We start from the raw sequence: 14,942 nt of genomic DNA on the forward strand, positions 1-14,942 counted from the left end.
AACCTCACATCAAGAGCGACACTTCGAGATTCATCTCCGGCGATCCGCTTAGAGAACCACCCAACATCGTACCCGTGTGAGTGCCATCGGAGGCTTCCATAGCGGAAATATAATGCCAGCCTAGCTGAGGCGCGTAACTTCCGTGCGTGCCGCCAGCAAAGAACTCCCCAAACGCCGCCGCCGTTTGTCCGAAATAATACCGATCAAAGGTTGCCGTTACGTCCATTCCGAACCCTATAATCATGAAGGAACCGGCAATAGCGGCCACACCAAATTCGTTGAAGTAATTGGCTTCAATCCCGTCTTCCGCCAAGCCGCTTAAGAAATTGATGCGGTTCCCGGCGCTATTGTTCGCAAAGCGCGGAGTCACCAACGCATATGTCCAACTTGCTGTCGTGTCGTTCACACGCGCGGAGACCCAACGCCGGTTGTACATATTCCAGACGCTCAGAACGCCGGCCGTCCCCCCGGCCGAAGCCCCACCGGGATTCCAATCGACCGCAGCCGATGCGTTCGTCTTGATCGTGCCAACATAAGTGCCAAAGCCAGCGGCGGGACCGTTGGTGATCGCATTTTGATTGTTCATGATACCGTTGGTGCGCTGAAGCTGCGTCGTGCCGGCACCGATGCCGCGCGAAACATAGCTGCCGCCGACCGCGGTATGCGTGCCGCTCTGCGAGCCGGATGTGTTGATGGCCGTCCCACCGGGCGTCGCGGCAATCTGAAACGTGGTTCCGACCGGCCCGGCCGCTTTCACATAATAGGTCGTGCCGGCGGTCAAGCCGGTCGGCAGCGCGCCGGTTGTCGTGAAGACGACCGGCTGATTGTCGGTGAAAGTGTTTCCGGCCCAAGTCACGACGCAAGGCGAAGCAATCGTCATTGTGATGGTTGCGGTTTGCGACCAAAGCGGACCTCGCGACAGGGTTGGAACGCCCGCATTGTTCCAAACGAAAAGATCGTAAAGTGCGTTCGCGACCGCCGCGGCGGGACTGCGAGTCGTGTCGCTCAGCGCCTGCGAGATTTCCGAGAACGATGTCCCGACATATGCGCTCCCGCTCCAAAACGGAATTTGATTGCCGTTATAGGGCGTATAATAGATCGACGTCGCGCCGCTCACCGCCGAAATGAGAACCGGTGTCGCGCTGGACAGGGTGAGGCGGCCGCCTGGTGCGGGAGGGCCTCCCGAAGTTCCAATCTCACTCAGTTTTGCCGCAGGGAAGCCGCCCGGCGTCACGCCGTCATGCACCTGCACGCGGTTGTTGGTGGTGTCGACGATCAACTCGCCGGCTGCGCCCACATAGGTCGAAAGAAAGGCCGCCGACTCGCGACGGCGCTTCACTTGAATGCTCATGCCGATGCCAATCCTAAATCTATGAGGATCGAATAAGGATCCGAGGCTAGTCCGAAATCATCGGTTTGATTGACGCTGCCGCTCGTCAGCCCGTAATCGAGGTTGGTGCCGACCGACAGGGCTTGTGCAACGGGGCCGAGAGTTCCGGATCCGAAGGGTGTGTAGGTGTAAGTCGCGCATTCAGAAATATCCTGAACCGCTTGACCAAAAATGTTGAAGCTTTGAAACTTCAGATAGAGTGTTGTGCCGACAAGCGCGGGTGGCAGAGCATATTGGAAAATCGCCCCATCGAGGCGAGCAAACGGCGTACCCTGCGGGTGGGTGGCGACGGTCGTTCCATGAAGCCCGCGTTCAAGATAGGTCAGATCATAGGCATTTGTTCCGGTTAGGGTCGCTGTCGCATAGGCGATCAGCTCCTTGTCGACGAGGCAAAGCGTGATCGCGTTTTGCGCATCCGAATCCGTCGCCGTGGCAAGTTGACCGCCGCTTTCGATCAGACTGACCGACAAAATATTTGTAAGATCAGGGTTCGCAGACCCAATAGCCGGGAGACCCGCGGATAGCACACCCTGCCGCGATGGGCCGTTGATCTGTCCGATTGGGCCGAAAGTCACATTGTCGGTGGAAATCGAAACGATCGCGCCACCCCAATTCGGATCGGCAACACCGGCTGTACCTTCCGGCGTGGAGACGGCATTGGGCGTGATTGTCGCCCCCGAGGCAGGCTCGAACGCTGGAATAAAGCTGGGAGTTTGGCCCCCGGCAGCAAATGCAGGCCCCCAAGCATAGATCCCGCTTCCCGCCGAACCGACATAAGAAAAAGCTCCTGCGCTGGTGGCCAGGGATACATAAAGGATAGGAGTTGCCGTCGCGGCCATATTGGCGACGATCGATAGCTGATACCATCCATCACCGGCATCCCTGATCGAAGAAGATATGATGGCGGGTCCGGGGCTTGCCGTCGCGGCGGCCAAATCGAAGCCGCAAGAACGCTGAGCGATCCCGTCATGGATTGTGAGGCTGCAGTTCGAACGCTCGACCGCACGCGCATAGATCGAGAATATGACCGCCGTCCCGCTGGCTTGGGGAGCCATCGCTTGCGATAGGAAATGCGCGCCGGTTGAACCGTCCTCGGCGAGCTTATAGGCGGTTTCGACGCCGCCCGACACAGCGATCCACACTTGTGGGATGCCGTTGGTCAAGGACGGCGGGGGTTCATAGATAATCGGCGGATTGATCCGCGCCGGAATGACGCCCTGATCGGTCGAATTGCCGCTTTTCGTTTGGACGGGATATTGGACCGCGGTTCCGTTGTTGCCCGGAAACTCCTCCGCTGTCACGGCGAGAATTCCCGTATCATCTTCCTCGATCGAGATAATTCTGACCGCGGCTTGGTTTAATCCGAGGTCCACATCCGTGAGGGTCACAATGTCCGTCGGTTCGAGCAGACAATATTCAAAGGACAACTTGAATGCGTATTGATTGCGGATGTAGAGCTGGCGCTGAAGGATCAGCTGCGCGGCGATCTGTCCTACATTGGGGTCGCAAATTTCATTTGCCGTAATATCAGGGGCCATGCGCAAGCCGTAGAGCTCGATTGCATTTTGGTCGAATGCGGAAACCGGCGTTGCATCGTAATTATTGGACCGCTGAGAAATCTGGAGCCGCTGCCAGTTGTAATTCTGGTAGGGGTCGGAGCGAGTGACCTCAACCGGGTCTTTGCCATCCTCCAAAATGAAGTCGTCGTCAGTTAGATTGTAGATTGCCGCCACGTTTGGATTGAAGGTGACAAAGCCATTGCTCGTGGCACCTGTAATCGCGGTATCCCCATAGGGGATGAATTTCAGCTTACCCCCGGACCACACCGCTGCCGTGTTGGTGAGTTGCAGCCAGCGCGCCAAGATGCTGCTTGCCGCCTCTTGATTGATCAGCGCGGGACTGAATGCAAGAGAGGAGGCTTGGCAATAGGTCTGGTAAGAACTATCGCCGGACGATCCAAGCAAGCTCGTCGCGTCTATGCTCTCCGCCGGGAAGCCGACGCCATACTGGGCATTGGTCAAGAAATCCTGGACGATCAACGCAGGATCGGCATCGAATCCATTCACGACCGAAGATGTCTGGAGAACGCCTTTTATCTCGAAGGCGAACTGTGGAAGGCTAGCACTGGAACCCAACTGAAAGTTGAAGGCGCCGACATAGGCGAGGCCGCCGTAAGGAAGCGCCTGGGTCGGGTGGAACGTGGTCAGCGCACCCCAGGGAGTCTGCGGCGTCGTTCCCAGCGCATTGAATTGAAGCCCCGCGGAAGCAAGAGCCGTGACGGACGCGCTCGTGCCGAAGCCGAAGCGAGCGCCGAAGCCGCCGCCGACCGCAGGATATCGGGTCTGCCCGGACCAAACATCGCTGTAGCCGACTATAGGTCCTTCGCAAAGGCCGAGGGCAAACGAAGTGTAATAGTTATAGCCACTGAGCTGCTTCCCGCCGCCGCCTTTGCCACCGGCTCCGCTTTTTGAAAATTGCGAGATCGCGAAAAAGCCACCGGTCCAAATGACATTTGGCGCGATCCTATTCGTGCCGTAGACGATCGAGATAGGAACTGCATTGCTCGACGTCTGAATTTGCAGCCCGGTATAGCGCGGGACGTAACCCGCAGGCTGGCTCCCACTTTTCAAGAGGCTCATGCCGCGCTGCTTTCCCAGTATGAAAAGAACTTCGGGGTGCGGCAGGGATCACAGAGCGCCGCATTGCTGGAGACTTCTTCTTCGAAGACCATCCCCGCTGGCTGAAATGCATGAATAATGGTCAAGGGAACCGCTTTGGTGATGATCGCGCCATGCGAATAGCAACGGCCATAGCGGAACACCACGACGTCGCCCGGCTTCGGCTCGCTGACTTCCTTGAGGCGTCCCTCAACAAAACCTAGATATTTTTCCTCGCTTCGATGCAGATGCCAATCTTCTGCATAGGGGCGTGGATCGAAGGGCGCGCATAGCCCCGTATCGACGAAGACGCGCACAAGCAGCATTCCACAATCGACGCCGGCGCCGCGAACATCGGCGCAGGAATGGTAAGGCGTGCCAATCCATTTGCGGGCCTCGGCGATGAGAGCGCCGCGCCAGTCCTGCTCCAGAACTTGCATCAGATTGCGTAGGTTGGAGTTGGGGAATAGGGAAACCCGCGGAAATTTGCGAGATTGTTGAATTTGCCCTGGCAGGTCGCTTGGGTGTGGTCGCAGCCTTGATAGACCGTGAAAGCGTCGCCAGGCGAAGGCGCATGCAAGAGCGGATAGGAGAGACGCAGCAGCCCCGGCTGAGCGGTCTTTATATTTGCAGTCACGCCAAGGTTTATCCCGGAAGAGAAAACGAGCGTTCCTTGCGCATAGATGGCCGAAGAGGAGGGCCAAAGAATCGTCGTCGTGTCCGACCCCGCCCCGACCGTGCCGCTCGCCCCAAATGCACTTTTCACGAGGCCGCAGCCGGAATCGTAAAGCACGTGCTGGCAAGCCGGCGAGTAAACGTTTCTCGGCATTTGCAGGTCGAGCAAAACGAGAGCCGAATTGACGGTAACCTGCGCGGAGGTGCGACCCACACTATCGACCGTGCCGATGCGACCTTTGAACAGGATCACGCTGCCGATTGGCGTAGCGAGATCGGCCGGCGAGAATGAATTCAGGAAAGCGCGCTCCCGCTGAATCGCGCAGCCATCGAAAACACCATTGCGAAGCGCCTGTAGGAAAGGAACGCCGCCGACGGTGTCGACGGCACGCGCCGAGATCGAAATCTGTTGCTGATCGACGTCCAGGCCCGCCGCGCATTTGAACCTGAGGCCGTCAACCAGCACTGAATTTGCCGCATAGGTATAACCATTGAGGGATACCGGCACGTCGGCGTTGGTGTAAGTCAGGTTCAAGCCGGTGCGCAGCGTAAAGCTGTAGCAATCGGCGACGAATGCGCGTGCGTCGAGGCTCGATCGGAGCGCGGTCAGATAATTGACCAAGGCGAGCTGCGCGGATTTCAAGGCTTCACGCTCCTGAATTTCAGGCCTTGGACCTGCCAGAGACCATTCATAAAGTTCTCGAAATCGCTTTGATCGTCGAGGAATCGACACTGGAAGGCGAAGGAAAAGCTGGCGCTGATCACATGCCCGGCGGCGGGCGCCGTCGCAAAGGTAAGTGCGTTCAGGGACCCGTTTGGCGCCGTCAGGGTCCAGGAAGTGCTGCCGACAGGGGTTCCATTGTCATAGACAATCGGCGTGCCCAAGACCCAGCCGACGCGCTCCGTAAAACCTCCCAGGGTTCGGACAAAGCTAAAAGCCTTGTTCGAACCATCGCCGATCCCGATCGCCTGCGCTGAAACTGTCGTGTCGGTCGGTTCGGTATAGAGAAAGACTCCGAACTGTCCTTGGCTTTGGAGGTAAAGCCCCAGCAGGCTTTGCAAGGAGTTTGCCCCGAGGCCGGGATAGGCGGCGTTCGAGGCGAGCCCGTCAAAGGAAATCTCCCATTCCCAAAGTGGAGCTTCATACAGGGGGACGCGCACTTCACGACCGGAAACATGCCCGGCTACCCGTGTCGAAAACGTCGGGCGCCGATGCACCGACCAACCCTGCCCGGGAAGCACTGGAAAGCTGGGAGGCGTGGTCATCCTTTTACGGTCCTCAATTTGATGGACTGGAGCTGCCAGAGCCCCGCCATAAACTCTTCCAGCTCTTCGCTATCGTCTTCAAACCGGCAATTGACGGTGGCGCCGAGCCCGAGGGCGGCCGGGACCGGAAAACGGAAGGGCAGCGCCTGCGCTCTCATCCGCGCATAGAAATCGGCGAGCGTTTGGAAGTCCCGCGTCCCATCCATCTTCAAAATGTCGAAGGTCAGCTCGATTTCGAAGATCGGGATCGAAACCCGCGTGAAGCGGCTGCCGCATCCCGAGACATGCGCATGATCCCCGGTTGTATACTGCGGCCTGTAGTGAACCGACCAACCTTGGCCGACGAGCGACGGAAAACTCGGATAGGGTCCGGGCACGAAAGGCGGATCAGGATTCGGGGGCGTGACAAACGGCCCCTTGCCGTTCAGCCAATTCCCCGCCTGCCAATTGCCGCAGTCCCCCCAGATATCGCTCCGTTGCGGAAAGGTCGGAAACGGACGCGCGTCCCAATTCCAGACCGAGCAGAACGCCGGCTCGATCATCTTGAGACCCGCGCCTGATGTCTCGTTGCGGCCGTCGACGAACCAATATTCGTAGACGGCTTGGAGCGCTAAGAGCGACAAATTCTGGTCAGCTTTCGGGCGAAAGCCGCCGCCATCCGCCGGGTCCCAAATCGACCAAAACGGCGTGAAGCTTTCCGTCGATTTTGGATCGAAGAAAACATTCGGTTGGTTCGCCGCCTTGTCGCAAGCCGGAAAGCCATATTCGGTAAAGACGATCGACTTCGACTGCGCGACCCATTTTGTGTCGGGGCCGTGCGGGTCAAAGCCGGAGCCCGTGTCATAGATAGCCCGGTGCGGATTGTTCCACCACCACCGAAGCTGCTTGTTGGCGAGTAATTGCTGGTTCGGATAATATTGATTTCTGGATTGCGTCAGTCGATCGCCTGCCGGGAGAGACACTTGCAAATCCGTCCCATTCGGATCGAAGCCGCGTCCCAGATTGTTCGACTCGAAATAGAACCAGTTGAACTTTTCCCCGCCTTCGATATTGGCCTTGAGATAATCCTTGCTGTAGAGAGTCGGCGTTCCACTGAGCCCAAGCCCATTCATGTCCGCCGGCGAGGGCGGCCAGTACCCCGGCGCCGGCGCGCTCCAATAGGCGACATCGAGCCCTCCCGTGCCCGTCGTCCAATCCGAGATCGGCATGTAATTATCGAAGCAGATGAGATCGATGTTCGCATGCGCGTAGAGCTGGTCGAGATGCGGCCACTGGCCATTTTCGCCAGGGTGTTGAACTCCCATCCAAACCGACCAGTCGGCTGCATAACTTATGAGATTGTGGAGACCGCTGAGATTCTTGGTCAGCCCGGCACTATCAAAAATGCCGCGCACATCATCGGAAAGCGCGATTAAGCCCGCGACGAAAGGGTAGTCCCACATCGCGAGCCCGCTTCCATCCGTTGTTCCAGCCTTGGTCCAGGCCGGCCCGCGAATGATCTCCAATCCGCGAAGCTCCGATCCTATCAAAAAGAGATCGACACCGCCCGCCAAAGCGCAAAGATTCGCATAGTGCAGGATCATTCTTCGATAGGTGTAATCCGTGCTCGGCCCGGAATAGGCGACGGTTTTGTTCGCACTGTCTTGCGTAAAATTCACCGGTACGGCCGAGCCGAGAAACGCGGTAACGGCACTCGCCGCGGCACTCGAACGGTCGGGGCCATAGGTGATCCGTCCGCGCCAGGGGAATGAGCCCGGAACGTCGCCAAGCAGGAGGGGATAGAAGACCACGCGGAAGCCGCGCGCTTTCAAATCCTGAATGCAGCGGATGATCGATTGATCGGAGGGCGTCCCGCCGTAGGTAAATGAACCATCGTTCGACGAGATCGGGATAAGTCCGACCGAGTTTTGTGTCAGAGACGAACAGCGCCAAACGTCGGAGACCCATGCGGAGCCGTTCCATTGTTGGAATGAGCCGCCGACATAGGTTGTCGAGGGATAGATTTTGCAGGCTGAAGCATCGGTCGAGTTGAAGAACCAGGCGCAGACGATCGCGACGGTCGTGCAAGCGGGAAAGGCGGCCTGCAGCTGATCGATCGCGAGATCCATGTCGGTTCTGTGCGCCGCCTGCCCCGCATAGGTATTGATTCCCACCAAAGTCGGCTCGGTGACGCGCTTGCCTCGATAGGCCACGGAATCATAGGTGAACTCACCCGTCGACGGCAGCAGGTTCACGCCATTGACATAGCCCACGCACACCTCGTGCATTCACAGGTTAGATATTGCTGTCGATTTCGCATCGGGCTCAGCGAGGTCGCCCGCGCTCCGTCGAAGATCCGCTATCGGGAGCCATCAGATGGCATATGCTCAATACGAGTTTTTCGCATAATGAAACAAAGTGGACATTCGCTATTTTAGCTTAATGGCTCAGATGGGCGGAAAGCGGACATTCGTAAAAATGCTGCCTCACCGCATGTTCGAGGACTTCATGCCGAAATTTGTCGGCATCAAAAGTGCTACAGTCGAAGCGTCGACAAACGCCAACCCGTGGGCCTGTCTCGAAAGTGGCAGAGCCATGCGCGATTTAACCGGTTCTGGCTAAGAGTGAGAACACTACGCGAGGGAGGATTGAAATGACTACCGATTACAAAGTGACGGTTGAAGAATTGCCGGACGGCCAGTGGGCCTGTTTTCTTCGCTTGGCTGGAAATGACCAGCCTTTTGACCTCGGCAAGCGATTCAAAAATGAGGAACGAGCCGAACTTTGGCTCAATGTCTCAGAGGCCACGACCGCGATCGACATGGTGCTCGCGAAATGCCGATGAGAGCATGCTAGAGTGGGGTCGTAGCTTCCCCCGACGTTCAATGCGCCGTCAGCGTGACTCGTCGCCGGCGCAGACCATGGCCAGAGTGGAGATGGCCGCATCGATTTCACCCTCCTCGACCGTAAGGGGCGGAAACAGACCGAGGACAGGCCCCATGGCGCGCGTGAGGAGCCCCCGTTCGGCAAGCTTCTCCCGTAACGGCTCAGCCTCCCCCGTGCAAACAAGCCCCTGCATCAGGCCGATGCCGCACATTCCTTTAAAGATGTCGCGGCGCGTATAGATCATGGAGGCGAGCCGGTCCTCAAGATACCAAGCCCGGTTCTGCACGCGTTCCAGGAAGCCTAGCGACAATAAGGCGTCCAACACGGCGTGCCCCGCGGCGAGCGCCGGCTGGTCGACTATGGGGAGGCTCACCGGCCCCCCTCGCGCGACTTTTTGCGTGGCAACGAGTGCGGCAAACGGCACGGAGCCTGCTAGCCCTCGAGTTGAGATCATCAGATCCGGCGTTACGCCAGTCCATTCATGTGCCCAGACCATGCCCGAGCGACCGAGGCCGCAGAAGGTTTCATCGAAGGCGAGGACGATGCCATATTCGTCCGCAATCTCGCGAAGTCCGGCGAGCCAGCTTCCAGCGAGCACTTCGAGGCTATTCTGCGTCCGGACCGGCGCGACGAGAATGCCCGCCGTCTTCGGATTGATCTCCGCCTGCAATGCACCAAGATCGTCCGTTCGGAGGATGGTGACGTCGTCGTCGCCTTTGAGCCCGCTGCCCGTGTCGGCCGAGGCTCCCGCGCAGACGATCAGACGGCGCCGCTTTGGGCGATTAACGAGCCGCTGATAGCGCCTGATTGTTTCGACAGCCACCCTCCACGCTTCGGTCGCCGAAGGCAGCAGGAACGCGCGGTCGCCGAACGAAACATCCAGGAGCTTTGCGACGAGTGAGTTGGAATCGGCGGATGCTTCCTGCGCAAACGCAGGTAAATGCCCCGGACCACCCGTCTGAGACACGGTCCCTTCCACACTTTTCTCTCGCACCTCCTCGAATGCGCCTGAAAAATCGAGCGGTCGATACCCATCAGATGCTCCGTCACACAAGACCGGCCCGAATGGATCCGCAGGCTCTTTGGACGGCAAAGGCGATAAGTCGGACATGTTTACGCGGACGACCGTTCCCTTGAGCCGGAGTTGTCATTGGAACTCACCACTGGACACCTATCCGCGAATTCCCACAAGGGATCACGGCGTCGCAGGAGCGATCAAGACTGGCGACGCCGGCAGCGTCAGCTTTTCACGGCGCGAACATTCCAGAGCCTGACATTATGCGTCGGTGACATTAGCATTCTGACGACACTCGGCAATAGGGCCCCGGCTCACACCCGCTCATCGCCGGTAATGACGGCTTCTCGGCAGCCGTTTTTTCTCCTCACAAAAATCGCGCCCTAAGGGAATAAACCGCTTTCTGCCCGAGTCTCTCCTGTGACCGGCGCTCCGCCGGCGCGGGGAAACGACAATGGATCACCATGACAATAACGATATCGATCGCCGGCACGCGTTGAAATGCATGGTTTGGGCCGGCTCCGGCCTGGTCTGGACTCTGAACGGCGGCGTTCCGAACTCACACCTCATCGGCTCGGCGAACGCGGCCACTGCCAGCTTCTCCTTCGTCCAGATCTCCGACAGCCATATTGGCTTCAACAAGGCCGCCAACCCAAATCCGAACGCCACTCTCACGGAGGCCATCGCCAAGATCGACAATTTGCCGAGCAAGCCTGCCTTTATGATCCATACGGGCGACATCACCCATCTCTCCAAACCTCAGGAATTCGACGACGCCGATCAATTGATCGGCGGAGCCAAGCTCGACGTTCATTATGTTCCGGGCGAACACGACGTCATCGACGAAAAGAACGGCGAGGCCTATCTCGCGCGCTACGGCAAATTGTCCAAGGGCAAAGGTTGGTATTCCTTCGACCATGCCGGTGTGCATTTCGTCGGCCTCGTCAATGTTTATGACCTCAAGGCCGGCGGCATGGGCAATCTAGGCGCCGAACAGCTCGCATGGCTCGCCGCCGACCTCAAAGCTAGGAGCGCATCGACACCCCTCGTCATTTTCGCGCATATCCCACTTTGGACAGTCGCTGCCGACTGGGGATGGGGCACGCAGGACGGCACAGAAGCGCTGAAATTGCTGACCCGTTTTGGCTCAGTGACGGCGCTTAACGGCCACATTCACCAGATCATGCAGAAGGTCGAGGGCAACGTCACCTTCCACACTGCGCGCTCAACCGCCTTTCCGCAGCCCGCGCCTGGCACGGCACCCTCGCCCGGCCCCAAACTGGTCCCTCCGGAACAATTGCGTTCAGTCTTGGGTGTCTCCAGTGTCACGCTGGCGCGCGGCAATAAATCGCTCGCAATCATCGACTCTACTTTAGCCGAATAGGAGGACGTCAGAATGACGAAAGGACTCCGTTTGCTCGCAGCGGTCGGTAGCATTGCAATTTGCTCCCTCCAGATCCACGCAGCTTTCGCCGCTGACGAGATCACGATTGCGATCGACAATTTTACTTTCACGCCGCTCGAGGTGAAAGTGAAAGCGGGAACAAGGGTGGTTTTCGTCAATCACGACGACATCCCTCACAATGTCGTTGGGAAGGTCATCAAATTCCATTCCAAAGCCCTCGACACGGACGAGAGCTTCGCCATGGTTTTCGACAAGCCTGGAGAAATTGCCTATTTTTGCGGGCTGCATCCGCAAATGACAGGCAAAATCACGGTTACGCCCTGACGGGCCGGCGGTGGAACGTGACGAGCGAAACAGCGCGACGGCGCTTTACGGAGCTAGTGCTGCCCCATTTGGACGACGCCTATTCGCTCGCGCGCTGGTTAGCCGGTGCGACGGACGCCGAAGACATTGTGCAGGACGCTTGCATGCGGGCGCTGAAAGCATTGGAGGGCACCTCTGTCGAAAGTCCGCGCGCTTGGTTGCTGTCCATCGTCCGCAACGCCGCTTACACTTGGTTGGCCAAAAATAGGCCGCATGCAGTCATATTGGCCGGTGGCGCCGAAGACGCGGAAGCGCATCCTAGCGCATTAAATACGCTCGCAGCGCCTTCTCCCGAAGCTTCGCTCATTGAAGCCGCCGATCATATGAGCGTCACGACCGCGATTGATGAGCTGCCGCTCCCGTTCAAGGAGACATTGGTCATGCGCGAAGTCAACGGCCTCTGCTACCGCGACATTGCGGAGGCGACCGGCGTCCCGATCGGCACCGTTATGTCGAGACTGGCCAGGGCGCGTGCGCTTCTCGTCTCGAAACTAGGGACAGCACAATGACAAAGTTGGATCACGAGGGTCACAAACTGCTCCTGCACGCGATGCTCGACGGCGAACTCGATGCAGCCGGTGCAGTCGAAATGGAGCAGATGCTTGCGGCCGATCCGGAACTAGCGGCAGAACAGGCACGTCTCACGGCGCTTCGGCAAGCCATTCGGACCCATGCGCGGCGCGACGAGGCCCCGGCGTCCTTGCGCGCGCGCGTGGTCGCAGCGATCGAAGGCCCCCAAACGCGTCCGCATCGGTCAGCGACAGATTTTCTGCGGACTCCCCCAACATGGCGAAGTTTCGCCACCGCGATCGCGGCGACGGTGGTCCTAACGATCGGACTGCAACATCTGATCGTGAACATCGGGACGCCCAACGCGGCCCTACAGGCGATTGTTTCGGCACAGATGCGGAGCCAAATTTCCGGCCAACCGGTGGACGTGGTCTCCAGTGACCAACACACGGTTAAACCCTGGCTGGCAAGCAAGCTCCCAGTCGCCGCCACCATTGTCGATCTTACCGGCGAAGGATTTCCCTTGCTTGGCGGACGCATCGACATCGTTGCCGGCGCCGCGGTCCCAACGCTGGTCTATAAACGCCGGGGGCATCTCATATCGGTAACGGAGTTGCGTGCCGATGCCGCCAACTATCCGGCGACGCCAAGCCGGCGCACGCTCGATGGCTACCCGGTCATCGTCTGGTCAGAGGGCGAACGCGCCTATGCGGCTATCTCCGATATCTCTCCGAGCGAGCTCGATGCTTTTGTCGCGGCGTTTCGGCAGGCCGTGGCGAAGGAACGAGGCAGTCCCGGCGCGCCGAACCGCGATACAAATGAGTGAAGGAAACGGGGCTCGAGTCGCCTGCAAAGCAGAGCGGCTACCAACCAATTAGGTCCCCAACTTCGAAAGACCGAGGTGACTGCCCGTGCGCACGCCTTCATTGAGCGCTCGCAAAATCTGCTTCGAATTATTCTTCAAGAATTGCTTGACACCCTGGGCATCGATTGCCGTCACATTAAAATTTGTCGCATGATTCACATGGACGGTCCCGCCCCGGCCGCTGTTGCCGTCCAACAGGTTCCGAAAATTGGCGGCTGGACCAGCCGGCACGATCATTTCTCCCTGATGAACCTGGGCGATCATATCGCTTGGCAGGCTCCACGCACCGGTCGCGAAGGATGCCAGTCCGCTTGCGACACTCAGCACGGTCGCCTCTCCGGCCGCCGCTGGACCCGCGGCCGCCGGACCCATGACTGGCGAGAGAAAGCCGAAAATACCCGCGAAGGTTTCAGCCGCCGACGCTGAAATGCTTTTCAGGACGGGCCCGATCGTCCCGGTCATCGCCGCGGCCGACGCCGTACTCTCAAGGCCGGTCCGTGCAGCCGCTCCGGCCGTGACGGCCGCAGTCTTTGCGGTCTCTCCCGCACTGGTGGCCGCCGTTTGCGCCGCGATGCCCGCGAGCCAGTCCGCGACCATCCTGATCCTGGCGTGAACGAAGCTTTGGATTATCTGCAGGAGGATATTCCGCGCCGCATTTCGCAGGTTCATCGTTCCCTGGATCATGCCCATGACGGCATTTGAAACGCTCGACCCAATTTGTTCAAAGCCACGTCGATAGTCGGAATAGATTTGCAAGGAGACATTTCGCTCGATTTCCCGTCTCCGAAGTGCGGATCGACTGGCGGCGTCTTCAAGTCGCAGTTGAGCCGCAACATAAGCCGCGCCCCCTTGCTGGTAAGTGCTTTGCAAGAATTGCAGATGCTGGCGCTCGATCTCTTCCCGCTGGGATTCAACCTTGAGAAGATTGGACAGCTCCTCCTGTCGCGAGATCTGCGCCGTCTGCGCTTGCGCCTTCACGGCCGCGGTTTGATCCCTGATATTGTTCAAGGCTATCTCATATTGCGTCTGCTCGCTTTGCCGGGCAATCGCCAGTTCCGCATCGCTTGAAGCTTGCACGGTTGCAATTCTTCGCGCCGCCTCACTCGCATAGGCCTGCGACAGCGAAACGAAACTGGTGTTGATCTGGGCCGCGCCGCTCCGCAAGGCGCTGGTCGTCGCTTCCACAGCGCTGGTTGCCTGCTGCATCCCTTTTTGCAGGTCAGAAACATCGGCGGTAAATGTTACGGAAACGTCATTCGCCATTTGGCACTGTCCTTGTCGTCAGGTCTTCGGTCGGAAAGCAGGCACACCCTCTACCTGCTATTGCCAAGATGCACCGAGCCATTCGGAAAGCGTGCGATCAGACCGCCAATACCACTCGGATCGCTATCGCTTTTTGAAATAGACCGTTCTGATTTTGGCTCGATGCGATAGACATATTTCATGATTTCGTGAGCCGGGGGAAAGCTGCGCCAATAGGCAAGGAGATTGAGTACGTCGTGCAATGGCATTTCGTCGATCTCCGCCGGCGCGTATCCGCAACTTGTCATGAGCCTGGCGTAGATAAAGCCGAAGTCGATGCGGGCGGACCTGGTCGGCTGGTCTCGCCCGCTTCGGCTTCCCCCAAGGGGATGCCTCCGACTTTGGGGGGCTGCACGGTCTCGATGAATCCGCCCAAGCGCAGGACCGTTGCCATTGCCGCGCCAATTTCCGGCGCGGTCGTCTCGACATCCCCGAGGCAGGCTGCCGCATCTGGATGATCGCGCCCCAGCGCGATCGCGACAATCGCCGTCGCGGCCGCCACATTGCCTTGCTTCTCACCGATGCTCGACATGAGGATTGGTTCGATTTCTTGAACTTGGCGCAAAGTCAAAGGGCGAACCGTCCATTCGCATGCGCCAAGCCGGATCGTCTCGGGCTGGGGCCTCATG

14 protein-coding genes and 1 pseudogene are annotated in these 14,942 nt (G+C 58.7%); 5 read left to right on the forward strand and 10 right to left on the reverse strand.

Annotation, left to right across the window (positions count from 1 at the left end; all coding sequences use genetic code 11):
* Positions 1-4 precede the first annotated feature (4 nt).
* Genes CU048_04450 through CU048_04475 form a run of 6 tightly spaced genes read right to left on the reverse strand, consistent with a single transcriptional unit; the run spans position 5 to position 8,240 of the window.
* Positions 5-1,351: a hypothetical protein gene (locus tag CU048_04450; protein ID QBR70649.1), complete on the reverse strand. Its 1,347-nt coding sequence runs from the start codon at positions 1,349-1,351 to the stop codon at positions 5-7.
* Complete coding sequence (locus CU048_04455) at positions 1,348-4,029, reverse strand: hypothetical protein (protein ID QBR70650.1); 2,682 nt, start codon at positions 4,027-4,029, stop codon at positions 1,348-1,350. Before CU048_04455 ends, CU048_04450 begins: the two co-directional genes overlap by 4 nt.
* Complete coding sequence (locus tag CU048_04460) at positions 4,026-4,487, reverse strand: hypothetical protein (GenBank protein QBR70651.1); 462 nt, start codon at positions 4,485-4,487, stop codon at positions 4,026-4,028. Before CU048_04460 ends, CU048_04455 begins: the two co-directional genes overlap by 4 nt.
* Positions 4,487-5,365, reverse strand: a complete 879-nt coding sequence (locus tag CU048_04465; GenBank protein QBR70652.1) for a hypothetical protein — start codon at positions 5,363-5,365, stop codon at positions 4,487-4,489. The genes CU048_04460 and CU048_04465 overlap by 1 nt, the downstream gene beginning before the upstream one ends.
* Positions 5,362-5,988, reverse strand: a complete 627-nt coding sequence (locus CU048_04470) for a hypothetical protein (protein QBR70653.1) — start codon at positions 5,986-5,988, stop codon at positions 5,362-5,364. The genes CU048_04465 and CU048_04470 overlap by 4 nt, the downstream gene beginning before the upstream one ends.
* Positions 5,985-8,240, reverse strand: coding sequence for a hypothetical protein (locus tag CU048_04475; protein QBR72657.1), 2,256 nt, complete (start codon positions 8,238-8,240; stop codon positions 5,985-5,987). The genes CU048_04470 and CU048_04475 overlap by 4 nt, the downstream gene beginning before the upstream one ends.
* Before the next feature lie 380 nt (positions 8,241-8,620).
* Between CU048_04475 and CU048_04480 the strand changes: the two genes are divergently transcribed.
* Positions 8,621-8,812 carry a hypothetical protein gene (locus CU048_04480; GenBank protein QBR70654.1) on the forward strand — a complete coding sequence of 64 codons (192 nt, stop codon included), beginning with the start codon at positions 8,621-8,623 and terminating at the stop codon, positions 8,810-8,812.
* 48 nt (positions 8,813-8,860) lie between these two features.
* Here CU048_04480 and CU048_04485 read toward each other — a convergent pair whose 3' ends face one another.
* A complete protein-coding gene (locus CU048_04485; GenBank protein QBR70655.1) occupies positions 8,861-9,964 on the reverse strand; it encodes an aminotransferase class III in 1,104 nt (367 codons plus the stop codon).
* A 358-nt stretch (positions 9,965-10,322) separates the two neighbouring features.
* On the opposite strand from CU048_04485, the gene CU048_04490 reads away from it, so the two are divergent.
* From CU048_04490 to CU048_04505, 4 genes are read left to right on the forward strand one after another with little or no spacing between them, the layout of a single operon-like run.
* On the forward strand, positions 10,323-11,252 hold the full coding sequence (locus CU048_04490) for a metallophosphoesterase (protein QBR70656.1): 930 nt from the start codon (positions 10,323-10,325) through the stop codon (positions 11,250-11,252).
* Between the two features lie 12 nt (positions 11,253-11,264).
* Entirely contained in the window at positions 11,265-11,597 is a 333-nt protein-coding gene (locus tag CU048_04495) for a hypothetical protein (protein QBR70657.1), read from the forward strand.
* 17 nt (positions 11,598-11,614) lie between these two features.
* Positions 11,615-12,145: an RNA polymerase subunit sigma gene (locus tag CU048_04500; GenBank protein ID QBR70658.1), complete on the forward strand. Its 531-nt coding sequence runs from the start codon at positions 11,615-11,617 to the stop codon at positions 12,143-12,145.
* Positions 12,142-12,972 (forward strand): hypothetical protein, encoded by an 831-nt coding sequence (locus CU048_04505; GenBank protein ID QBR70659.1) that lies wholly within the window; start codon positions 12,142-12,144, stop codon positions 12,970-12,972. The genes CU048_04500 and CU048_04505 overlap by 4 nt, the downstream gene beginning before the upstream one ends.
* Before the next feature lie 48 nt (positions 12,973-13,020).
* On the opposite strand, the gene CU048_04510 is transcribed toward CU048_04505, so the two are convergent.
* From CU048_04510 to CU048_04520, 3 genes and pseudogenes are all read right to left on the reverse strand, one after another.
* Positions 13,021-14,274 (reverse strand): hypothetical protein, encoded by a 1,254-nt coding sequence (locus tag CU048_04510; protein QBR70660.1) that lies wholly within the window; start codon positions 14,272-14,274, stop codon positions 13,021-13,023.
* Between the two features lie 50 nt (positions 14,275-14,324).
* Positions 14,325-14,522: a hypothetical protein gene (locus tag CU048_04515; GenBank protein ID QBR72658.1), complete on the reverse strand. Its 198-nt coding sequence runs from the start codon at positions 14,520-14,522 to the stop codon at positions 14,325-14,327.
* A gap of 146 nt (positions 14,523-14,668) precedes the next feature.
* Positions 14,669-14,941 (reverse strand): annotated as a pseudogene (locus tag CU048_04520) (hypothetical protein).
* Position 14,942: the final 1 nt, after the last annotated feature.

The sequence above is a fragment of the Beijerinckiaceae bacterium genome (genome assembly GCA_004564215.1).
GTDB lineage: Bacteria > Pseudomonadota > Alphaproteobacteria > Rhizobiales > Beijerinckiaceae > Methylocapsa.

Coding starts and splice junctions, on each gene's coding strand:
- CU048_04470 (QBR70653.1), bottom strand. CDS start 5,988: ATGACCACGCCTCCCAGCTTTCCAGTGCTTCCCGGGCAGGGTTGGTCG.
- CU048_04490 (QBR70656.1), top strand. CDS start 10,323: ATGGATCACCATGACAATAACGATATCGATCGCCGGCACGCGTTGAAA.
- CU048_04510 (QBR70660.1), bottom strand. CDS start 14,274: ATGGCGAATGACGTTTCCGTAACATTTACCGCCGATGTTTCTGACCTG.
- CU048_04450 (QBR70649.1), bottom strand. CDS start 1,351: ATGAGCATTCAAGTGAAGCGCCGTCGCGAGTCGGCGGCCTTTCTTTCG.
- CU048_04495 (QBR70657.1), top strand. CDS start 11,265: ATGACGAAAGGACTCCGTTTGCTCGCAGCGGTCGGTAGCATTGCAATT.
- CU048_04455 (QBR70650.1), bottom strand. CDS start 4,029: ATGAGCCTCTTGAAAAGTGGGAGCCAGCCTGCGGGTTACGTCCCGCGC.
- CU048_04505 (QBR70659.1), top strand. CDS start 12,142: ATGACAAAGTTGGATCACGAGGGTCACAAACTGCTCCTGCACGCGATG.
- CU048_04480 (QBR70654.1), top strand. CDS start 8,621: ATGACTACCGATTACAAAGTGACGGTTGAAGAATTGCCGGACGGCCAG.
- CU048_04515 (QBR72658.1), bottom strand. CDS start 14,522: ATGCCATTGCACGACGTACTCAATCTCCTTGCCTATTGGCGCAGCTTT.
- CU048_04485 (QBR70655.1), bottom strand. CDS start 9,964: ATGTCCGACTTATCGCCTTTGCCGTCCAAAGAGCCTGCGGATCCATTC.
- CU048_04460 (QBR70651.1), bottom strand. CDS start 4,487: ATGCAAGTTCTGGAGCAGGACTGGCGCGGCGCTCTCATCGCCGAGGCC.